Raw genomic sequence first — 21,746 nt, 5'->3', positions numbered from 1 at the left:
CCGGGGCGTCCAGGCGTCACATCTCCTGCGGTGGCGCCGACATGACCGGGTGCACCTCGATCGGCATGTTGAGCGGCCGGCCGCCCGGACCGGGCGCGGTGGAGATGTGCGCGGCGATCTCGACCGCCCGCTCCGGGGTCTCGCAGTCGACGATCCACCAGCCGGCGAGGAACTCCTTGGTCTCCGCGAACGGCCCCTCGGTGACCACCGGGGCGCCGCCCTCACCGGCTCGGACGATCCGCGCCTGCTGCGGCCCGGCCAGGCCCTCCCCCTGGACCCACTCCCCGTCGGCGGTGAGCTTGGCGTTGACCTCCCCCATGAAACCGATGTGTGCCTGGATTTCAGCCGGGGTCCAGGTGTCGATCGACGGGAAGTCGGTCCCGGCGGCGCTGAACTGCATCAGCAGCATGTACTTCACGGTTCGCTCCTCACGCCTGTGCACCGATTCTCGGTGCTTCCACCCTCAGGTAGAAGCTGCCGCCCCGGTTCTCGACATCCTTGCCGAAGGAATTCCGAGAATTCTCAGCCGACTGCGGTGACCTCCAGCAGGAGGGCCTGCTCGGGGTGCAGGGCGGGCACCTGCAGCCCGACCGCGCTCAGCACCGCCCCGCTGAGGGTGACACTCGGCAGCCAGCCCGGCTCGGTCAGCTGGAGCACCGCCGGCTCCGGCACCCCGGCCGCCGGTCGGACCGCGTACCGCCGGTGGGCGTCCAGGCCGGGGAGGCGGACCGGTCCCGGCACCTGGGCCGCCGAGGTGGTCAGCCGGGAGACCGCGTACACCGCCTGCGAGCCGTCGTGGGCGACCACGCCGTGCGCCTGGACGGCCGGGTCCGGGTGGTCGACCCGGACCACCCGGCCGGCGTGCAGCAGCGGGCGGAGCCGCTTGTGCAGCGCGACCCACGCCGCCAGCTCGGCCCGCTCGGACGCGCTGATGGCGCTGATGTCCCACTCGATGCCGTGGTGGCCGAAGAGCGCGGTGGCCGCACGGAAGCCCAGGTCGTGCACCCGGTGGGTGGTGTGCGAGCGGTGTGGTCCGATGTGGGTGCCGACCAGCTCGGGCGGGAGGAGCAGCCCGGTCCAGCGCTGGATGGCCAGCCGTTCCAGGGCGTCGTTGCAGTCGCTGGCCCAGACCCGGTCGGTGCGGCGCAGGATCTCCAGATCGACCCGGGCCCCGCCGGAGGAGCAGCTCTCGATCTCCACGCCCGGGTGTCGGGCACGCAGCTCGTCCAGCAGCCGGTAGACGGCGACGGTTTGCGCGTGCACCCCGGGTCGACCTCGGTGCCCGGCCTCGGTGAGGTCCCGGTTGTGGTCCCACTTCAGGTACGCGATGCCCTGATGCCCGGTAAGCACCGCGTCCAGCCGGCCGAGCAGGTGCTCGTACGCGTCGGGGTGGGCCAGGTCGAGGACCTGCTGGTGCCGCCACTCGGGCGGCAGCCGCCCGGGCACCTGGAGCAGCCAGTCCGGGTGGGCGCGGAACAGGTCGGAGTCGGGGTTGACCATCTCCGGCTCGACCCAGAGCCCGAACTGCATCCCGTGCTTGCGGACGTGGTCGATGAGCGGTTCCAGGCCGTCCGGCCAGACGTCGTCGTCGACCCACCAGTCGCCCAGGCCGGCCCGGTCGTGCCGGCGGCCCCGGAACCAGCCGTCGTCGAGGACGAAGCGTTCCACACCCACCTCGACGGCCCGGTCGGCGAGGCTCTTCAGCCGGTCCAGGTCGTGGTCGAAGTAGACCGCCTCCCAGACGTTGAGGGTGACGGGCCGGGGAGTGCGCGGGTGCTCGGGGCGGGCGCGCAGGTGGGTGTGCAGCACGTCGCTGAGCCCGTCCAGCCCGGTGGCCGAGTGCACGGCGTACAGCAGGGGAGTGGCGTACTCCTCGCCGGGGGCAAGGACGATCTCGCCGGGGGCGAGCAGCTCGCCACCGCCCAGGGTGGACTCGCCGGTGGGGCGGCGGTCGGCGACGGTGACGTGGTCACCGCTCCACGCGGTGTGCACCGCCCACACCTCCCCGTGGCCGAAGCCGAAGCCGGCCGTCCCGGCGACCAGCAGCAGCGTCGCGTCGTGCCCGGTCCGTCCGTGCCGGCCCTCCCGCCCCCAGGCGCCCATCGGCCACGGGTGCCGCTGCGGCGCGCGTTCCCGGCACCAGCGACCGGTCAGGTCGAGCAGTTCGGTGGCGACCGGCGGCACCGGCAGCACCGGGGTCAGCTCCCGCACCTCGTAGGGCGCGTCGCCGTCGTTGCGCACCCGGTGGCGGACCGTCAGCAGGCCGTGCGCGTCCAGCGTGATCTCGATGGTCAGAGACAGCGCCGCGCCAGGGTCCGACGCCCGCACGGTCACCCGCGCCGCGCCGGGCCCGTCCTGCGAACCGTCCTCCTCGGATACGCCCACCGCGTGTCCGCCCGGGGCCACGCGGCTCGGGTCCGGGCCGGCGGCGGACACGTCGAGCCGGTCGAGGCGGAAGGCGGTCGACCAGTCCCGCCCGTTCCGGTGGCCGGCGAGACCCGGTCGCCCGCTCCAGCCGGCACTGGCCTCCGGCAGCAGGGACAGCACGGTCGGCGCGTCGAAGCTGCTCGGCACCACCGGCGGGATGGTGACGTCGACCAGGGCCGGCAGGTCGTCGGCGGGCAGTGGGCCGAGGTCGACGCCCCAGTGCACGATCCGCGGCAGCCCTGGGCCGCGGGCGTCGAGCACCAGGCTGGTCCGCGCGCGGCGCAGGTGGACGATGGTCATCCCTTGCTGGCTCCCAGGGTGAGGCCCCGGACGAACTGCTTCTGCAACAGGAAGAAGATCACCAGGGTGGGGATGGCGACCAGCACCGAGCCGGCCGAGACGAGGTTGTTGTCGGTGAAGAACTCGCCGCGCAGGTTGTTCAGCGAGCTGGTCACCGGGAACTTGTCGCCGCTACGCATCAGCACGGTGGCCCAGAAGAACTCGTTGTAGATCCAGGTCACCTCAAGGGTGGCCAGCGCGGCCAGGGCCGGCCGGCAGAGCGGCATGGTCACCTGCCAGTACTGCCGCCAGACGCTCGCCCCGTCGACCATCGCCGCCTCGTACAGCTCGTGCGGCAGGGCCTTCATGTAGTTGCTCAGCACGAAGACGCAGAAGCCGCACTGGAAGGCGACGTTGACCAGGATCAACCCCCAGTAGCTGTCGTACAGCAGCTCCGAGTCGCTCATGAACTCCGGCAGCGGCACCTGGGTGAAGAGTCGGAACAGCGGGATCAGCAGGGCCTGCTGCGGCAGCAGGTTCGCCGCGGTGAAGAGGCCGAGCAGGACGATGTTGATCTTCCAGCTGAACCGGGCGATCACGAACGCCACGCAGGAGGCCAGGAAGAGGGTCAGCAGCACCGCCGGGACCGTGATGTACACCGAGTTGAGGAAGTGCTTGCCGAACTCGGCGGTCTTCCAGGCGGTGACGTAGTTGTCCAGGGTCCAGCCGCCGAGTGACACGTAGCCGTGGCTGGCGGTGTACTGGTACGACCGCAGCGAGGTCAGCACCGCCCAGAGGATCGGGAAGAGCCAGCCGAGCGCCACCGCGGCCAGGAAGAGGTGCAGGACCACCCGGGCGGGCCGCAGCGGCCTGCGGCGCCCGGCCGGCGCGGTTGCCGCGGGCTCACGGGTCAGGGTCGCGGTGCTCATCGCCGGTCCTCCCGCATCACGGTGGTCAGGTAGAGGGTGATGAAGACCAGGGAGACGACCAGCATGATGGTCGCCAGCGCGGAGCCGAAGCCGATCCGACTGGCCTCGCCCACCACGTTGGAGGTGACCAGCGCGGAGATCAGCTCCAGTCCGTTGCGACCCTTGTTGATCACCCAGACCAGGTCGAACGCCCGCAGCGACTCGATCACCGTCACCACCAGCACGATGATGTTGATCGGCCGCATCACCGGGAAGACCACCCGGAAGAAGGTGCTCGCCTCCGAGGAGCCGTCCACCGCCGCGGCCTCCCGCAGCGTCGGGTCGACGCCCTTCAGGCCGGCCAGGTAGAGCAGCATGATGTAGCCGACGTGCCGCCAGCCGGCGGCGAAGAGCACCGCCCAGATGTTGACGTTGGGGTCGCCGTACCAGTCGGTCTGGGTGCCGAGCAGGGCGTTGAGCAGGCCCTCGTCGCGGGAGTAGATGAGCTGCCAGACGAAGCCGATCAGCGCCAGCGAGAGCACCACCGGCAGGTAGAGCGCGGTCTGGTAGAACCGGCTGCCGCGCAGCTCCTTGTCGAGCAGCACGGCGAGGAACATGCCGAACGGGGTGGCCACCACGAAGAGCGCGGCCAGCCAGAGCAGGTTGTTCTGCACCGCGGGCACGAACGGCGGGTAGATGTTCACCACGTCGTCGTAGTTCTTGAGGCCGACCCAGTCGATCTCGCTGACCGGGCCGATGCCGTCCCAGTCGGTGCCGGAGAGCAGCACGGTGGCCAGGGCGGGCAGCCAGACCAGACCGATGACGAGCAGCAGGGGTACGAGCACCATCAGCGTGATCACCACGCGGTCGGTGCGGGACAGGAGCCGTAGCCGGCGGCCGCGACCACCCGTGGAGGTGGTCGCGGCCGCCGGCGGCACGGCGCGATCCGCTTGGATCAGGGGCAGGTCGGACACGATGTCCTCCCCTCTCGCCGTCAGCTGGTGAAGATCGACTTCTTCTGGTTCTCGATGCTGGTCAGCAGCCCGCTGATGTCCTTCGGGTTCTTGATGAACTGCTGCAGCGCCGGGATGATCACGGTCGAGGCGAAGTCCGGCCGGGTGTCCCGGTCGAGGAACTGGGCGATCTCGGTGGCCGAGCCGACCAGTTCGGCGGCCTTCTTCTTCAGCGCGGTGTAGCCGCTGGTGTCCGCGCCGGTGTTGGCCACCAGGGTGCCGGGGTCGTTCTTCAGAATGGTGTTCGCGGCATCGACGCCGCCGATGTACTCGAGCAGCTTCTTGGCGTTCGCCTCGGACTTCGGCTTGCGGGCCATCATGTAGCCGTCGATCGGCGCGTCCAGGGCCTTGGCCCCGATGGTCGAGTCGATCTCCGGGAAGGTGAAGAAGTCGATGTCGTCCTGCTCGTTGTCGTTGAACTGCTGGGCGACGAAGAGGCCGAGCAGGTACATGCCGCTCTTCTTCTGCTGCAGCGACTGGGCGGCCTCCTGCCAGGTCCGGCCCAGGGCGTCCGGCTGGTGCAGCGGCAGCAGCCCGGCCCAGGTGTCGAAGACCTTCTTCACCTTGTCGGAGGTCCACGCCTCCTTGCCGGCCATCAGGTCCACGTGGAACTGGTAGCCGTTGATCCGCAGGTTGAGGATGTCGAAGGTGCCCATCGCCGGCCAGCCGTCCTTGTCGGCGAAGGCGATCGGGTTCAGCCCGTCCTTCTTCATCTGGGCGCCGAGCGTGTTCAGCTCGTCGAGGTTCTTCGGCACCTGGTAGCCGTGCTGCTGCCAGACCGACTTGCGGTAGAAGACCGCCCACGGGTAGTACGACGCCGGCACGAAGTACTGCTTGCCGTCGTCTCCTGTGGACGCCTTCTTGAACGCGTCGGAGAAGCCGGAGAGCTTGCCCCAGACGTCACTGACGTCGCCGGCCAGGCCCTTCGCGGCGAAGAACCGCATCCGGTAGCCGGCGAACCAGGTGAACACGTCGTCCGGCTTGCCCTGCAGGTAGTTGTTGATGTTCTCCTGGAACGTGTTGTGGTCGACCGTGTTGATCGCGACCTGGATCCCGGACGAACTCTGGAAGCCTGCCGTCACCTTGGCGAGGACGTCCTTCGGCGTCGGGTCCGAAGCGTTCGAGCCGAGCGAGACCGTCTTCGAGCCCGCGCCGGAGTCGGATTCGGAGCCGCCGCAGCCGGCGAGCAGTCCCGTGCCGAGCAGCGCGCCGGTGCCGGCCGCGCCGGCCAGCAGCGAGCGGCGGTTCAGGCCGGCGACGGACGGGGGTACGAATCGGGCGAGGTACTCGGCTTGCGATTGAGGACGGGACATTGTGCCTCCTGCGTGGAAGAGGTGCGCTGCGCCCAAGGGCCGTGGCTGGTGGCGGGAACGGTGTTCGTGCGGACAGGGGTTTAGATCCACCGTGAATCGACATGTCCGAACACAAACAGCCGGTGGCTCGTGAAGCTACCCCTCCCTACGGCGCTGTCAAGAGGGTCGGACGGCACTGATGACCCAGTCGTGACACGGCGGAGACAAGGTAAACGTTGGAATTTCAGTCGATGTTGGAAAGTGTTGACTTGAGTCGACTCGGGGTGCACGCTCTGCTCTCATGCGGAGCTGGCTCGGCGAGGGCATCTGGTACGGGGCCGACTACAACCCGGAGCAGTGGCCCGAGCAGACCTGGGGCGAGGACGTCGCGCTGATGCGCCGGGCCGGGGTCAACCTGGTCTCGGTCGGCATCTTCTCCTGGGCGCTGCTGGAGCCCGCTCCTGGCAAGTTCGACTTCGGCTGGCTGGACCGGGCCCTCGACGTGCTGCACGACGGGGGGATCCGCGTCGACCTGGCCACCGCCACCGCCAGCCCGCCGCCGTGGCTGGCCCACCGGCACCCGGAGACCCTGCCCCGCCGCGCCGACGGCGCGATCCTCTGGCCGGGCGGCCGGCAGGCGTACTGCCCCAGCTCGCCGGTCTTCCGCGAGCGGTCGCTCGCCCTGGTCGAGGCCGTCGCCGGCCGGTACGCCGAGCACCCGGCCGTGGTGATGTGGCACGTCTCCAACGAGCTGGGCTGCCACAACGTGCACTGCTACTGCGACGTCAGCGGGGAGGCGTTCCGCCGCTGGCTGCGCGACCGCTACGGCGACCTCGACGCGCTCAACGCCGCCTGGGGCACCGCCTTCTGGAGCCAGCGCTACCACGACTGGGCCGAGGTCAATCCGCCGCGTACCGCGCCGACCTTCGCCAACCCCACCCAGCAGCTGGATTTCCTGCGCTTCTCCTCCGACGAGCAGCGGGCCCAGCTCCGCGCCGAGCGGGAGCTGCTCACCCGGCTGGCCCCGCAGCCGGTCACCACGAACTTCATGATCGGCACCGGCGTCAAGTACCTGGACTACCACTCCTGGGCCGCCGACGTGGACCTGGTCGCCAACGACCACTACCTCACCGCCGCCGACCCGCAGCCGCAGGTCAACCTGGCGCTCGCCGCCGACCACACCCGGGGCGTCGCCGGCGGCGGTCCGTGGCTGCTGATGGAGCACTCGACCAGCGCGGTCAACTGGCAGCCGCGCAACGTCGCCAAGGCCCCCGGCCAGTTGCGCCGCAACAGCCTCGCGCACGTGGCGCGCGGCGCCGACGGGGTGCTCTTCTTCCAGTGGCGGGCCTCCCGGGCCGGCGCCGAGAAGTTCCACTCCGCGCTGGTCCCGCATGCCGGCCCGGAGACCAAGGTGTTCCGCGAGGTCTGCCGGCTCGGCGCCGACCTGACGGCCCTCGCCGAGGTACGCGGCAGCCGGGTCGACGCCGACGTGGCGATCCTCTTCGACTACGAGGCCTGGTGGGGCGTGGAACTCGACTCGCATCCCAGCGTCGACGTCACCTACGCCGACCGGCTCGCCGCCCTGCACGGCGCGCTCTGGCGGGCCGGGATCACCGCCGACGTGGTGCACCCGTCCACCGACCTGTCCCGCTACCGGCTGGTCCTGGTCCCCACCCTGTACCTGGTCCGCGACGCGGACGCCGAGGCCCTGCGCCGGTACGTCGAGGCGGGCGGGACCGCGCTGGTCACCTACTTCAGCGGCATCGTCGACGAGCACGACCACATCCGGCTCGGCGGCTACCCCGGCGCGTTCCGGGAGCTGCTCGGCATCCGCACCGAGGAGTTCTTCCCGCTCCGCGAGGGGGAGCGGGTCGGCCTCGACGACGGCGCCACCGCCGACGTGTGGACCGAGTGGCTGCACCTGGAGGGGGCGGAGGTGCTCGCGTCGTACGCCGACGGGCCGCTGCCCGGCGTGGCCGCGCTGACCCGGCACATCGTCGGCGCCGGTGCCGCCTGGTACGTCGGCACCCGGCTCGACGAGGCGGCCACCGACCGGCTCGTGGCCCGGCTGCTCGCCGAGTCCGGCGCCCGCCCGCCGGTGGCCGCCCCGCCCGGCGTCGAGGTGGTCCGCCGCCGCGACGCCGACCGGAGCTGGCTCTTCGTCATCAACCACACCGACGTCGACGCCCGGCTCGCGGTGACCGGCACCGAGCTGCTCGGCGGTGGTCGCTGCGCCGGCGAGCTGGTCGTACCGGCCGGCGAGGTGGCCGTGGTCCGCGAGGATGCCGCGACCGGCCGGCCGGTCGGTGGCGCGGCCGGCGCCCCGACGGCGGAGACGCCGGTGGGCCCCGCCGCGGACCCGGCCTGAGCCCGTCTACCGTTCCCGTGCGCCCGAAGGAGGTCCGATGCTCGCCCAGCAACGGCAGAGCGCCATCCTGGAGCTGATCCGGCAGCGCGGGGGCGTGCGGGTCAGCCACCTGGTCAGCCGCTTCGGGGTGTCCGACATGACGATCCGGCGGGACCTGGAGGTGCTCGCCGAGCGGGGGCTGGTCGACAAGGTCCACGGTGGGGCGACCCTGGCCGGTCCGGGGTCCGCCGAGGAACCCGGCTTCGCCGCGAAGTCGATCCGCCAGCAGGCCGAGAAGCGGGCCATCGCCGAACGGGCCGCCCTGATGGTCGAGCCGGGTATGGCCATCGCCCTCTCCGCCGGCACCACCACCGCCGCCCTCGCGGCCCGGCTGGCCGACGTCCGCGGGCTGACCGTGGTGACCAACTCGATCCCGGTCGCCGACGCGCTCTACCAGAACCCGCGCGCCGACCAGACCGTGGTGTTGACCGGCGGCATCCGTACCCCGTCGGACGCGCTGACCGGGCCGGTGGCCGAGGCGGCGATCGCCGCCCTCAACGTCGACCTGCTCTTCCTCGGCGTGCACGGAATGAACCCGCGGACCGGGTTCACCACCCCGAACCTGCTGGAGGCGGCGGTCAACCGGCGGTTGATCAGCTCCGCCCGCCGGCTGGTGGTGCTGGCCGACCACACCAAGTGGGAGACGATCGGCATCGCGACCATCGCCCCGCTGGAGGACGCCGACGTGCTGATCAGCGACGGGAAGCTGCCGCCGGAGGGACGCCGCCAGATCGGCGAGCAGGTCGGTGAGCTGGTCGTCGTCGACGCGGATTGACCCCCCGGCCCTCGGCTCGCCCGGGCGGCTGTTCCACCACGACGCTACGAAGCTGATGTCGTGGATGAATCGCCCTCACGGGCGACAGACGCCCGCCCCACCAGGCTCGCCGTCGCCCGGGTCGCTCCCGGCGTCCGTCCGGCCCAGGCCCGGCTCCGCCTCTCCGTCTTCCCGGCCGGCGGGGACGGCCTGATCCGTTCACGTCATCAGCTTCGTAGCGACCGACCGGCAACCCCGGCCCGGCCACGCCTCACAGGCACTTCACAGCGGCGCAGGCTAGGGTGCCTTGAGCAAGCCTCCGACGCTCCACGGTGGAGCGCCGTCCCGCGGGAGTGACCGATGGTCTTCAAGAAGATGTTGAGCGCGTTCGGCGTGGGCGGCCCCAGCGTCGACACCGTGCTGGCCAACCCGAACACCCGGCCCGGGCTCACCCTCGACGGGCACATCAACCTCGTCGGCGGGGATGCGCCGGCCAGCATCGAGCAGATCACCGTCGGCCTGGTCACCCGGGTCGAGATCGAGGGCGGCGACTCCGAGTACGCCGGCATCATGGAGTTCCACCGGATGGCGGTGAGCGGGCCGCTGGAGCTGGCCCCGAAGCAGCAGCTCGCGATCCCGTTCCAGCTTGTGGTGCCGTGGGAGACCCCGGTCACCGACGTGTACGGCCAGCGCCTGCACGGCATGACGATGGGGCTGCGCACCGAGCTAGCGGTGGCCCGCGCGGTGGACAAGAGCGACCTGGACCACGTGGCGGTGCACCCGCTGCCGATCCACGAGCGGATCCTCGACGCCTTCCAGGCGCTCGGCTTCCGCTTCAAGCACGCCGACCTGGAGCGCGGCCACATCCGCGGCGTGCAGCAGACGCTGCCGTTCTACCAGGAGATCGAGTTCTTCGCCGCGCCGCAGTACGCCCGCACGGTCAGCGAGGTCGAGCTGACCTTCGTGACCAGCCAGCGGGGCGTCGAGGTGCTCCTGGAGTGCGACAAGCGTGGCGGCTTCCTCAGCGCCGGCCACGACGTCGTCGGCCGGTACGCCGTCCCGCACGTCGACGCCGACCGGACCGACTGGGTCCAGCTGGTCGACGGCTGGCTGCGCGAGACCACCTCCCGCTACGGCAACCTGCGCGCCCACGGCTTCGGCGCCCCGCACGGGCACGGCCGGGGTCACGGGATGGGCGGCCTGGTGGCGGGCACCGCGCTCGGCGTGGCCGGCGGCCTGGTCGCCGGAGAGCTGATCGGGGACGCCTTCGAGGGCGACTTCGGCGACTTCGGCGGCGACTTCGAGTAGTAGCACGACCGACGACGGTGGCCCCGGGACAACTCCCGGGGCCACCGTCGTTCTCAGGTGTTGATCTCGTCGGTCAGTGTCGGGCCTTGCGTTCCTCGCTGCTGCGCCAGTTGCTGCCGGCCTTGGCGAGACCGCGGCTACCCAGGTAGCCGATGGTCAGCAGGGTGATGAAGAACCAGGCCTGGTTGGCGCGGAAGATGTCCACGCCGACCGAGTTCTTGCCGGCCAACTGCGAGGCGGCCAGCACGGCGATCACGGCCGCCACGTAGACCCAGAACTCGGTGGTCCGCAGCGACGGCTTGGTCTCGGTGCCCGGCGCCTGCATGGCCTGCCGGTGCCCGTCCTGCATCATCGGCATCGGCCGGGTGGGCGTCTCCTGCATCGCCGCCCGGTTGGCCTCCTGCGGCCGATTCATCGGCCTGGTGGATGCAGCCTGCGTGCTCATCTGGTCCTCCTCAGGATGCGATGAGTCGTTCCCTGCACTCCCTCGCCCCGCTACCGCGTGTCGGCCACGGCGCGGTTCGCGTTCATGGCGGGGGCACCCCCCGCCTACCCGGGTCCCCGAAGAGGTAACACCGATCGGTGACCGGATGCCGCCTCCCCGGGGCCAGGTCGGCTCAGCGCAGGCCGTTGCGGATGGCGACGGAGATCAGCAGCTCCGGGTCGTCGGTGATGATCCCGTCCACGCCGAGGTCGATGACCCGCTGCATCACCGCCGCGTCGTCGACGGTGTACGGCACCACGGTCAGCCCGTACCGACCCTGGAGGGTGCGGACGTCCGGTCCGTGGAAGTATGCCGGGTTCTGCCGCAGGTACCAGTCGGCCGAGGCCACCGTGCCCTGGGCCGGGTCGTGCACCTGCCAGTTCGCCGACACCGTGGTCGCGCCCGACCGCCGCACCAGCTCACCCAGGTCCTGGTACTTCCACCAGTCCAGGCCGCCCGTCCACGGGCTCCGCACCGTCGGGTCGTCGTAGACCGCGCGCAGCGAGCACTCGTCGGCGAGGCTGGCGCACTCGGCCGGGCCGTACTGCCAGACCAGGGCGACCGTGTCGATCTGCGGGTTCAGCCGGTGGGCGTACCGGATGGTGCGCCAGTCGAAGGACTGGATGGTGGCGCGCCGGGTGAAGCCGGCCCCCTCGATCGCGTCGACCAGCTTGCGAGTGAAACTCGGGTACGGCTCGGTGTCCGCCACCAGCGGGCTGATCTTCGTCTCGATGTTCATCCGGACGTCGTCCCGGCCGCTCGCCTTCACCAGCGCGAAGACCTCGTCGAGGGTGGGGATCCGGGCGCCCGGCACGGCCACCTGGGCGGGGAACTCCGGCAGCGTCTTCGACCCGCAGTCGATCGTCTTGATCTGGGCCAATGTCAGCTCGTGCACCAGCTTCCCGACGTACGGGTACTTCGGGTCGCCCGGCCGCACCGGGGCGGTGTCCACGCAGTGCGACCCGTTGATCGCCCGGTCGTGCAGCACCACCAGGTGCCCGTCGGCGGTCACCCCGGTGTCCAGCTCCAGGGTCGAGATGGCCGGGTTCTGCAGGGCGTTGGCGAACGCGGGCAGGGTGTCCTCCGGCCGGGTGGACCGGCCGCCGCGGTGGGCCTGGATGTCGAACGGCGACGCGTACGCCCGGGGAAGCCGGTAGCCGCGCTCGGCGAGCAGCCCGCGCAGCCGGTCCGGGTAGTCGGTGATGAGGCCGTCCACGCCGTCGTCGATCAGCTTCGCCATGGTCGGCACGTCGTCCACCGTCCACGGGATCACCTTGATCCCGTTGCGGTGCGCGTGCGCCACCATCTCCTTCGTCACGTACGGCCGGTAGCCGGGGTCGGTCACCTTGCCGTCCTGCGGGAAGCCGTGCACCGGCGAGAACGCGGACGCGCCGAAGCTGCGGATCGCCGCGATCGGGTCCCCGCCGAAGTCGTCGATGTCCAGCCCGCCGAGCCACGGCGAGGCGCCGGGCTGGCCGACCTGGAGGAAGTCGTAGTTGGTCAGCGCCACCAGGGGCAGCCGCGGCTCGACCTGGCGCATCCGGATCAGCGAGCCCCAGTCGAAGCTCTGGACGGTCACCTGCTTGACCATCCCGGCGTCCCGGATCTCCCGCGCGGTGACCTGTACGAACTGCTCGCGCGGGGCGGTCTCGGTCGGCGCGCCGGCCTCCACCTTGGTCTCCACGTTGAGCTTCACGTCATTCGCGCGGTAGCGCTTGACCAGCGCGAAGACCTCCCGCAGCAGCGGCATCCGGGCCCCGGGCGCGGCGAGCTGACCGGGCTTGTCCGGCAGGGTCTTCGACCCGCAGTCCAGGGTGCGCACCTGGGCCAGGGTGAGCGTGTTGACGTACTTGCCGACGTACGGGAACTTCGGGTCACCCGGGGTCACCGGTGCGGTGTCGACGCACTTGGCGCCGCTGACCTTCCGGTCGTGGGTGACCACGGCCTGACCGTCGGAGGTGATCTGGACGTCCAGTTCCAGGGTGCTCACCCCGAGCTGCAGGGCGTTGCCGAACGAGGCCAGGGTGCTCTCCACCCGCAGCCCGAGGCCACCGCGGTGGGCCTGCAGGTCGAAGGTCCGGCCCGGCCGTGGGGTCGCCTCGGCGGGGGCCGAAAGGCCGGTGGTCACGGTCGCCGCCACGAGGGCGGCGATGGCGGTACGGCGTACGGCTCGCACGCTGTTGTCCCTTCGGGGGCGGGCGGTTCCCGCCAACCCGCCGGTCAGCATGGGCAGCCGGGACGGCGGGCGGGCGAGCGGCGGGAGTCGCCCCGGTGAACCCCGGGAGACGACCCCGCCGCCTCGGGTTTGGCCGGCCGGTCGACGGGCACGCAGCTTGATCCGAGACAGCTGCGAGGTGGTTGACGTGCGTGAGGACGACATGCGGCAGGACGCCGCCCGCCGGGCCGAGGAACGGGTCGCCGGCGGCGTGTACGGCGAGGGCGCGCTCGACGAGGTCACCGTGCCGCAGACCGACGTGCTCCGGGTCATCCAGGACGAGGACCCCGACGACCCGGCGCACACCCGGATCGACCCGAACGTGCTCCGGGACGGCGGCCCGACCCGCGGCCAGGGGGCGATCACCACGACCGGCGGCACCGCCGGGCCGGCCAGCGCCCGACGGGTCGCCCGGCAGCCGGAGCGGCACCCCGGGAAGGTGGCCCCGACCACCACAGGGGACGCCACCACCGGCGGGATGAGCACCCCGGCGGGTGGCTCGACCAGCGACAAGTCCGCCAGCGGCAGCCAGGTCGGCAACTTCACCGACGAGGGAGCCAACCCCGGGTAGCAGGGATCACGCTCCACCGTGGAAGTAGTGGCCCCCCGTCGAGGGGAAGGCCACTACTTCCGATGTCAGCCACGTCCTTGACCGAGCCGTCGACGGAGGGCCGGGGGGCGGGGTGGCCGGGTCAGGGGGTGCGGAGGATGCCGAGGCGCTGGGTGGCGCGGGTGAGCGCGACGTAGAGGTCGCTGTGCCCGCGCGGTGACTCGGCCACGATCCGCTCCGGGTCCACCACCAGCACCGAGTCGAACTCGAGCCCCTTGGCCTGCCCAACGGTCAGCACCACCACGCGGTTCTCCAGCTCTGGCTGCTCGCCGACCGCGGCCTCCGGCAGGGCGGCGGTGACCGCGGCGCCCAGCTCGTCCACCCGACCGGTCGGCACGATCACGCCGAGCCGTCCGTCGTCGAGCCCGGCCGCCTCCCGCGTGGTCGCCTCGACCAGCCCGGCGGCGAGCCGGTCCGGGTCGACCGTACGGTCCCACGGCGGCATACCACTGGCGCGGACCGAGCGGGGCGGGCGGAGCGCGGGGTCGATCTCGGCGAGCACCTCGGCGGCGACGGCCATGATCTCGGCCGGGGTGCGGTAGCTGACGGTCAGCTCCTCCAGCCGCCAGCGCCGGGCCACGTACGGCTCCAGCGCCTCCTGCCAGGAGGGGGTACCGGACAGCGCCCCGGTCTGCGCCACGTCCCCGACGATCGTCATCGACCGGCTGGGGCAACGGCGCATCAGCAGCCGCCAGGCCATCGGCGACAGCTCCTGCGCCTCGTCGACGATGACGTGCCCGAACGCCCAGCTCCGGTCGGCGGCGGCCCGCTGCGCGGTGGTCAGCCGCTCGGACTCCTCCTGCCGTTCCAGCAGCCGATCGGCGTCGATCAGGTCGGTGACGCCGAGGATCTCGCCGCCGTCCGCCTCGTCCTCCACGTCGATGGAGCGGGACCCGCGGGCGATCTCCAGCACGCCCTCGGCGTACTCCCGCTGCAGGGACCGGATCCGCTCCCGGCGGGCCGCCGCGGCGCGCTCGTCCTCGCCCAGCAGCTCGGCCGCCTCGTCGAGCAGCGGCACGTCGGCCGGGGTCCAGCCGCCCGGCTCCCGGTGCAGCGACGCTCGCTCCGCCACGGTGAGCATCGGGGCGGCGGTGGCGATCCGCTCGGGCGAGGCGTACAGGTCGGCGAGCAGCCGCTGCGGGGTGAGCACCGGCCAGAGCTCGTCCAGCGTGGCCCGGACCTCCGGCTCCTCGCGCAGCTCGCGGCGGATCTCGGCCAGGTCGGCCTCGGAGAGCAGGTTCTCCCCGCCCAGCGGGTCGGCGCCGATCCGGTCGGCGACCTGGGCGGCGAGCGCGTGCACGATCTCGATGTCGAAGAGCGCCCGGGCCAGGTTGTGTGGACGGCTGGAGCGGCGGGCCCGCTCCCGGGCCTGCCGGACCGTCTCCGGCTCGAGCGTGAGGATCTCCCGCTGCGGCAGCTCGATCTCCAGCGGCTCGTCGGGCACCCACTGCCGGTCGCGGACCGCGGCGGCGAGCACCTCGGTCATCACGGCCCGGCCCTTGAGCGCCGCCGTCGCCGCCGGCTCGGCCCGCCGGGCACTCACCCCGGGGAAGAGGTCGGCCTGGGTACGCAGCAGCACACCCGTCTCGGCCAGCGCCGGCAGCACCTGGGAGATGTAGCGCAGGAAGGTGGCGTTCGGCCCGACCAGCAGCACGCCCCGGCTGGCGAGCTGCTGCCGGTGGGTGTAGAGCAGGTACGCGGCCCGGTGCAGCGCGACCGCGGTCTTGCCGGTGCCCGGACCGCCCTGCACGACCAGCACCCCGGGCAGGTCGGCGCGGATGATCCGGTCCTGCTCGGCCTGGATGGTCTCCACGATGTCGCGCATCCGGCCGGTCCGGCCGGCGGTGAGCGCGGCGAGCAGCGACGCCTCCCCGGTCAGCTCCTCGTGTGCGGTGGGGGAGGCGGTGGCCAGGTCGAGCACCTCGTCGTTGAGCCCGGTCACCTTCCGCTGCCGGGTGCGCAGGTGCCGCCGCCGGCGTACGCCCTGCGGGTTGGCGGCGGTGGCCAGGTAGAACGCCCGGGCGGCCGGCGCCCGCCAGTCCATCAGCAGCGGGTCGTAGTCGCCGCCGGTGTCGAAGATGCCGATCCGGCCGATGTAGCGGGCGGAGCCGTCGTCGCCGTCGAGGCGGCCGAAGCAGAGGCCGTTCTCCACCGCCGAGTACTGCTCGACCTGGTCGGCGTACATCTGGACGGCGGAGTCGCGCTGGGAGCGGGCCTGCAACGTGCCGCCGGTGGTGTGCAGTTCCTCGGCGAGCCGGCGGGCGGCCTGGTCCCGCATGCCGTCCAGCCGGCCGTACAGCATCGAGACGTACTCCTGCTCACGACCGATCTCGTCGTCCTGGTGCAGCTCACCGGTGGAGTGCGTTGACAAGCCGGCTCCTCATAAGCTAGATTCGTCACAGGAATGGCCTGTGGGGGTCATTTCTTTTTGTGTTTGAACTGAGAAAGATACCGCGCGGCGAGCCGCCGGACCAAGCCTGCCCGGCCGCCCGCGCCGACGTCACACCGCGCGCGGTGCGTCCGCCACGTCCAGGCGGGTCATGGGCGGGCGTCGAGTAACCGGTCGAGGTTCACGGCCGCGCCGATCAGGGCGAGGTGGCTGAACGCCTGCGGGAAGTTGCCGGTCTGCTCGCCGGTGGGGGCGATCTCCTCTGAGTAGAGGCCGAGTGGACTGCTGTAGGTGAGCATCTTCTCCAGGGTCAGCGTGGCGTCGTCGAGCCGTCCGGACTCGGCGAGGGCCTGGACGTACCAAAAGCTGCACATGGTGAAGGTGCTCTCCTGGCCGGGAAGGCCGTCGGGCGAGGCGGCCGGGTCGTACCGGTAGACCAGGCTGTCGGAGACGAGCTCCGCGTCCATCGCCCGCAGCGTGGACTGCCACATCGGATCCGTTGACGAGACCAATCCGACGCCGGGCATGGCGAGCAGCGACGCGTCCAGGACGTCGGTCGCGTAGTGCTGGACGAAGGCCCCACGTCCGGGGTGGAAGCCACGGGCCATGATCTGTTCGTAGATCAGGTCTCGGTTACGCACCCACCGGTCGGTGTCGGCCGGTCGTCCGCGCCGGTGCGCGAGGCGGACGGCCCGGTCGAGAGCCACCCACGACATCAGGCGCCCGTAGGTGAAGTCCTGGCGGCCGCCACGGGTTTCCCAGATCCCGTCTTCGGGCTGGTCCCAGTGCTTGCAGACCCAGTCCACCAGTCGTACGGTGTCCAGCCACAACTGGTGAGAGGGCTGCAGATCATGGCTGTCTGCCTCGTTGAGGCCGTTGAGTACCTCGCCGTAGATGTCGAGTTGCAGTTGGTTCGCGGCGCCATTGCCCACCCGCACCGGTGCTGATCCGCGGTAACCCTCGAAGTGGTCGAGCACCTCCTCGGAGAGATCGGTTGAGCCGTCGACGCGGTACATGATCTGCAGCGGCCTCTCCCGTTCCCTGGCCTCCCGGACCCGGTCGTCGACCCAGTGCATGTACCGCCACGCTTCGTCGGTGAAGCCCAGCTTGAGCAGGGTGTGTACGGAGATTGACGCGTCGCGGATCCAGGTGTAGCGGTAGTCCCAGGTGCGTTGCCCGCCGATCTGCTCCGGCAGCCCGGCGGTGGGGGCGGCGATCACCGCGCCGGTCGGCGCGTACGTCATGAGTTTGAGCGTGATCGCGGACCGCTCGACCATCTCCCGCCAGCGACCGGTGTAGTGGGAGCGGGCGAGCCAACGCCGCCAGAAGTCGCGGGTCTGCACGAGCATGTCGCTCACCTCGCCCGGGGTGAAAAAGCGCGGCCGGTCAGGCGACTCTCCTGTTTCCAGGACCACACCCCCGCGCTCGCCCTCGCGCAGCGTAGCGATCGCCCAGGTGCCCTCCTCGCTATGCTGGACGCCCTGCTCGCCGGGCCGGGTTTCGGGGTATCGAATGAGGCTCACGGCGAGGGAGAGTGCAGGGCTGCGGAAAACGTCCCCCTCGGGATAAGTGTCGATCTCGTGCGGATCCCGCCCGTAGTTGAACCGGGGTTGGCAGTCGACCCGGAACCGCATGACACCCCGGACCACCCGCAGCATCCGCACCAGCCGGTGGCGGTCGGTAGGCTGATCCCCCGCGACGGGCATGAAATCCACCAGCTCACCCACGCCGTCCGCGCTGAGAAAACGGGTGATCAGGATCGCCGTGCCGGGCAGGTACAACTGCTTGCTCACGTAGTCGACGCCCTCCGGCGACACCTGGAAATACCCAGCCTTGCGCCGATCGAGCAGGGCGCCGAACAGGCTCGGTGAGTCGAACCGAGGGGCGCAGAACCAGTCCAGCGTCCCGTCCATCGCCACCAGCGCCGCCGTCTGCAGATCACCGATCAAGCCGTGGGCCTCCACCGGAGGGTACGAGTCCACCCAGCCCTCCCCTCATTTCCCGACAGCGGCGACTACCCCTGACGTAGCGGGACAAACCCTGCGGAAGGGGAATTCGAGGACTTGAGGGTCACCCTCGCGGGTGAGGAACGGTCGTGGGGCTCGGGGCCGGAACAGCATCCGCCGTCCCGGCCCCGAGCCTGCCCCCAGGGGCGTGCCGCGCTGGATCAGCCCCGCGCCGCCTGGTACAGCCGCTCCGGGGTGACCAGCCCCGCCAGCACCCGGCCGTCGTCGGTGAGCAGCACGCTGAACAGCTTCCCGGTCAGCAGCCGACCGCTGCCCCAGTCGCCGCTCACCTTCGGCAGCGTCGCGAGCAGCCCGGCCACCTGGTCGGCGCCCGCCGCCGGGTCGCCGACCTTGGCGGTACCGGCCTTGGCTCCGCCCGCCTTCGCGCCACCGGCCGGGCCGGCCGCGTCGAGCCGCGCGACCACCACCGTGGTCCAGCCCGTGCCGACGGTACGCACGTCCGTGCCGTCCGGCCGGTCGCCGGCCTCGCCGTCCGGCCGATGGCCAGCCTTCCCGTCCGGCGCGGCCTTCCCACCCGGCAGGGCCTTGTCGGCCGGCTCCTCCTTCACGGTCACCCCGGGCGGCGGGTTGAACCGGAACTGGTCGGCGTCCGGCCGGGCGAAGTCGACCTGCGTGAAGGCCACCTCGACAGCCGGCTTGTCGGTGCCGTCGGCCAGGATCTCGAACCGCAGCGGCACGTGCTCCTTCGCGTCGAGGGCGATCCGGACCTGGTGCACCAGGGAGTCGGCGTCGCGCGGAGTGAGCACCAGCTCGTACGCGTCCCGCCCGGCGACCCGGGCGGACCGGCCGACGGTGACCGCGGTGGTCGGGTCGACCGCGGCGAGGGCCCGGTCGGCGGCCTCGGCCGGCGTGGCCGGCACCGACGGCGGCGCGCTGTGTTCCGCCGGCAGGGTGCGGTGCGTCGCGGTGTTGGTCCGGCTCTCCCAGACCCAGACGTCCCGGCCGTCGCGGATCACGTCCCGCTCGCCGAGGGTGTCGAGCAGCGCGACCCGCTGCCGCTCCTCGCCGGAGTACCAGACCCGCAGGGTGTGGGTGCCGGTCAGCAGCGTGGTCAGCTCGTTCCCGCCGGCCATGCCGGCGAGGTTGGCCAGCGGCGGCAGGCCCAGGTCGGCCCGCTGCACCACGGTGCCGGAGAGCCCGTCGAGGCGGGACGTCTGCAGGTCGACCAGGAGCTGCGCGGCGGTACGGGGCGGCAGGGCCGGTTCGGCGTCGGCGGCGAACGTGCCGACGGCGGCGCCGCCACCGATCACGGCGACCCCCGCGGTCACCGGGACCAGCCAGCGCAGCGTGGCGCGGTTCTTCAGTACGGACATGGTGGACACCTCCTGACCTTATGCTGCCTCGCGGTTGCTGTGACGGCGCTGAGGAGATCCCCTACGGGTGTCGTCCGGGTGGCACCCTGAACGGGTGCGGTTGCTGGTGGTGGAGGACGAGTCGCGGCTGGCGGCCGCGTTGCAGCGGGGCCTGCAGGCCGAGGGCTTCGCGGTGGACGTGGCGCCCACCGGACCGGACGGCCTGAACGCCGCCCGGCACGGCGACTACGACGCGATGATCCTGGACGTGATGCTGCCCGGCCTCTCCGGGTACGAGGTGGTCCGCCGGCTGCGGACCGAGGAGCACTGGCTGCCGGTGCTGATGCTGTCGGCCAAGGACGGCGAGTACGACCAGGCCGACGGGCTGGACTGCGGCGCCGACGACTACCTCACCAAGCCCTTCTCGTACGTGGTCCTGCTGGCCCGGCTGCGGGCGCTGCTGCGCCGGGGCGCGCCGGAACGGCCCGCCGTGCTCGCCGTCGGCGACCTGCGGCTGGACCCGGCGCGGCGGCGGGTGACCCGGGCCGACGCCGAGGTCGCCCTGACCAGCCGGGAGTATGCGCTGCTCGATTACCTGATGCGCCGCCCCGGCGAGGTGGTCTCCAAGACCGAGCTGCTCGACCACGTCTGGGACGCCAGCCTGGAGACCGCGCCGAACGCCGTCGAGGTCTACGTCGGCTACCTGCGCCGCAAGATCGGCCGGGAGCGCCTGGAGACGGTCCGCGGCGCCGGCTACCGGTTGGCCACGTGAACCGCCCGCGCCGCCTCCTGCCCGGCCTCGGCCTGCGGGCGCGGCTGATGGCGATCGGGGTGCTCGGGCTGACCGTGGGTCTGGCCCTGGGCGGGGCGCTCCTGCTCGGCGCGCTCGGCTGGACCCTGCAGCGCACGGTCGACGCCGAGGCGCTGCGGACGGCCGACGCGGTCGCCCTCCTCGCCGACTCCGACGCCCTGCCCGACCCGTTGCCGGTGGCCGGCGGTCAGCTCCGGGTGCAGGTGATCGACGCCCAGGGCCGGGTCCGGGCCGCGTCCATCGACGCCGACCGGCTCACCCCGATGGTCCGCCCGGACCGGCTGGCGCCGGGAACCCGGCAGCGGTTCGTGGTGGCCGGGCAGCGGCTCGGTCTCCCGGGACCGGTCCGGGTGGTCACCGTGCCGGCCGGCCCGCCGGGGGAGCCGCTGACCGTGGTGGTCGGCAAGTCGATGGCGGACGTCCGGCACAGCCTGGACGTCGTCCGTGCCCTGCTGCTGGTCGGCTTCCCGCTGCTGGTGGCCGGGTTGGCCGTGGTCGCCTGGCGGGTGGTCGGCGCGACGCTGCGCCCGGTGGAGGCGCTGCGCAGCGGCGCTGCCGAGATCACCGGGCGGGCCGGGGCGGGCCGGCTGCCCGTACCGGCGGCCCGGGACGAGATCCACCGGTTGGCGGTCACCCTCAACGACATGCTGGACCGGCTGGAGTCGGCCCGGGACCGGCAGCGGGCGTTCGTCGCCGACGCCGCGCACGAGCTGCGCAGCCCGCTGACCACCATGCGTACGGAGCTGGAGGTGGCCCGGCGGCTCGCGGACCGGACGGACTGGCCGGCGGTGGCCGAGAGCCTGCTCGCCGACACCGAGCGGCTGGCCCGGCTCGTCGACGACCTGCTGCTGCTGGCCCGGCTGGACGAGGCGTCCGGTGCCGGGGGTGGACCGGTGCGTCGGACGGTCGGTCCGGTGGAGCTGGGCGAGCTGCTGCGCGGGGTCGCCGGCCGGCACCCGTCCCCGCCGGTGGAGCTGACGCCGCCGATCGCGCCACTGTGGGCCGAGGGGGAGCCGGACGAGCTGCGCCGGATCGTCACCAACCTGGTGGAGAACGCCGTCCGGCACGCCCGTTCCCGGGTCACCCTGACCGTCAGCGGCCCGCACCACCCCGACGGCCCGGTCCCGTGGGCCGAACCGGTGGCGCCCGCCGGCCGGGGAACGCCTGCCGGCCGGGTGACGCCCGCCCCCGGGCAGCGCACGGCGGCGGGCCGAGGGGCGTACCACCTGGTGACCGTGACCGACGACGGGCCGGGCATCCCCGCGGCCGACCGGGAGCGGGTCTTCGAACGGTTCACCCGGCTCGACGACGCCCGGGCGCGAGACGACGGCGGCGCCGGCCTGGGCCTGGCCATCGTCCGCGAGCTGGTCCGCCGGGCCGGCGGCACCGTGGAACTCGCCGACGCCGACGCCGACTCGCCGGCCGGACTGCCCGCGCCGGTGTCGGCCGGCGCGTCCGGGGCCGCAGCCCGGGAGGCCGCCACGCACGCGGCTGCCGCGCGGGAGGCCGGTGCGGGGGAGGCCGGTGCGG

The 21,746-nt window shown here is 72.2% G+C and carries 15 protein-coding genes and 1 pseudogene; 6 read left to right on the top strand and 10 right to left on the bottom strand.

The window, feature by feature from the left end:
• Nucleotides 1–16: 16 nt before the first annotated feature.
• From GA0070613_RS00210 to GA0070613_RS00190, 5 genes are all read right to left on the bottom strand, one after another.
• On the bottom strand, nucleotides 17–409 hold the full coding sequence (locus tag GA0070613_RS00210) for a YciI family protein (RefSeq protein WP_231929906.1): 393 nt from the start codon (nucleotides 407–409) through the stop codon (nucleotides 17–19).
• A 113-nt stretch (nucleotides 410–522) separates the two neighbouring features.
• Nucleotides 523–2,727 carry an alpha-galactosidase gene (locus GA0070613_RS00205; protein WP_089010408.1) on the bottom strand — a complete coding sequence of 735 codons (2,205 nt, stop codon included), beginning with the start codon at nucleotides 2,725–2,727 and terminating at the stop codon, nucleotides 523–525.
• Complete coding sequence (locus GA0070613_RS00200) at nucleotides 2,724–3,635, bottom strand: carbohydrate ABC transporter permease (protein ID WP_089010407.1); 912 nt, start codon at nucleotides 3,633–3,635, stop codon at nucleotides 2,724–2,726. The genes GA0070613_RS00205 and GA0070613_RS00200 overlap by 4 nt, the downstream gene beginning before the upstream one ends.
• Entirely contained in the window at nucleotides 3,632–4,588 is a 957-nt protein-coding gene (locus GA0070613_RS00195; protein ID WP_089010406.1) for a carbohydrate ABC transporter permease, read from the bottom strand. The genes GA0070613_RS00200 and GA0070613_RS00195 overlap by 4 nt, the downstream gene beginning before the upstream one ends.
• A gap of 20 nt (nucleotides 4,589–4,608) precedes the next feature.
• Complete coding sequence (locus GA0070613_RS00190; RefSeq protein ID WP_089010405.1) at nucleotides 4,609–5,940, bottom strand: ABC transporter substrate-binding protein; 1,332 nt, start codon at nucleotides 5,938–5,940, stop codon at nucleotides 4,609–4,611.
• A gap of 280 nt (nucleotides 5,941–6,220) precedes the next feature.
• Between GA0070613_RS00190 and GA0070613_RS00185 the strand changes: the two genes are divergently transcribed.
• The 3 genes from GA0070613_RS00185 to GA0070613_RS00175 all read left to right on the top strand — a co-directional run bounded on the left by GA0070613_RS00185 (nucleotide 6,221) and on the right by GA0070613_RS00175 (nucleotide 10,388).
• Nucleotides 6,221–8,287 carry a beta-galactosidase gene (locus GA0070613_RS00185; protein ID WP_089010404.1) on the top strand — a complete coding sequence of 689 codons (2,067 nt, stop codon included), beginning with the start codon at nucleotides 6,221–6,223 and terminating at the stop codon, nucleotides 8,285–8,287.
• 37 nt (nucleotides 8,288–8,324) lie between these two features.
• Nucleotides 8,325–9,101 (top strand): DeoR/GlpR family DNA-binding transcription regulator, encoded by a 777-nt coding sequence (locus tag GA0070613_RS00180; protein WP_089015647.1) that lies wholly within the window; start codon nucleotides 8,325–8,327, stop codon nucleotides 9,099–9,101.
• Nucleotides 9,102–9,440: 339 nt separating this feature from the next.
• Nucleotides 9,441–10,388 (top strand): sporulation protein, encoded by a 948-nt coding sequence (locus tag GA0070613_RS00175; protein WP_089010403.1) that lies wholly within the window; start codon nucleotides 9,441–9,443, stop codon nucleotides 10,386–10,388.
• Nucleotides 10,389–10,461: 73 nt separating this feature from the next.
• Here GA0070613_RS00175 and GA0070613_RS00170 read toward each other — a convergent pair whose 3' ends face one another.
• Both GA0070613_RS00170 and GA0070613_RS00160 read right to left on the bottom strand, forming a co-directional pair.
• Nucleotides 10,462–10,833, bottom strand: a complete 372-nt coding sequence (locus tag GA0070613_RS00170) for a hypothetical protein (protein WP_089010402.1) — start codon at nucleotides 10,831–10,833, stop codon at nucleotides 10,462–10,464.
• 172 nt (nucleotides 10,834–11,005) lie between these two features.
• A complete protein-coding gene (locus GA0070613_RS00160) occupies nucleotides 11,006–13,048 on the bottom strand; it encodes a glycerophosphodiester phosphodiesterase family protein (RefSeq protein WP_231929611.1) in 2,043 nt (680 codons plus the stop codon).
• A gap of 187 nt (nucleotides 13,049–13,235) precedes the next feature.
• Here GA0070613_RS00160 and GA0070613_RS00155 point away from each other — a divergent pair, with 187 nt between their 5' ends.
• Nucleotides 13,236–13,658 carry a hypothetical protein gene (locus GA0070613_RS00155; RefSeq protein WP_089010400.1) on the top strand — a complete coding sequence of 141 codons (423 nt, stop codon included), beginning with the start codon at nucleotides 13,236–13,238 and terminating at the stop codon, nucleotides 13,656–13,658.
• A 121-nt stretch (nucleotides 13,659–13,779) separates the two neighbouring features.
• On the opposite strand, the gene GA0070613_RS00150 is transcribed toward GA0070613_RS00155, so the two are convergent.
• From GA0070613_RS00150 to GA0070613_RS00140, 3 genes are all read right to left on the bottom strand, one after another.
• On the bottom strand, nucleotides 13,780–15,999 hold the full coding sequence (locus tag GA0070613_RS00150; protein WP_172875939.1) for a HelD family protein: 2,220 nt from the start codon (nucleotides 15,997–15,999) through the stop codon (nucleotides 13,780–13,782).
• A gap of 236 nt (nucleotides 16,000–16,235) precedes the next feature.
• Entirely contained in the window at nucleotides 16,236–18,068 is a 1,833-nt protein-coding gene (locus GA0070613_RS00145; protein ID WP_089010398.1) for a glycoside hydrolase family 15 protein, read from the bottom strand.
• Nucleotides 18,069–18,253: 185 nt separating this feature from the next.
• Nucleotides 18,254–19,426, bottom strand: coding sequence for a LolA family protein (locus GA0070613_RS00140; protein WP_089015646.1), 1,173 nt, complete (start codon nucleotides 19,424–19,426; stop codon nucleotides 18,254–18,256).
• A gap of 94 nt (nucleotides 19,427–19,520) precedes the next feature.
• Between GA0070613_RS00140 and GA0070613_RS00135 the strand changes: the two genes are divergently transcribed.
• Together GA0070613_RS00135 and GA0070613_RS00130 are read left to right on the top strand one after the other, a co-directional pair.
• Entirely contained in the window at nucleotides 19,521–20,177 is a 657-nt protein-coding gene (locus GA0070613_RS00135; protein ID WP_089015645.1) for a response regulator transcription factor, read from the top strand.
• 47 nt (nucleotides 20,178–20,224) lie between these two features.
• Nucleotides 20,225–21,670 (top strand): annotated as a pseudogene (locus GA0070613_RS00130) (sensor histidine kinase); the annotation flags it as partial.
• Nucleotides 21,671–21,746 lie beyond the last annotated feature (76 nt).

It is taken from the genome of Micromonospora inositola (genome assembly GCF_900090285.1).
GTDB lineage: Bacteria > Actinomycetota > Actinomycetes > Mycobacteriales > Micromonosporaceae > Micromonospora > Micromonospora inositola.
The sequence above is the reverse complement of the archived record's forward strand: the minus strand, read 5'-3'. Positions and strand labels throughout refer to the sequence as shown.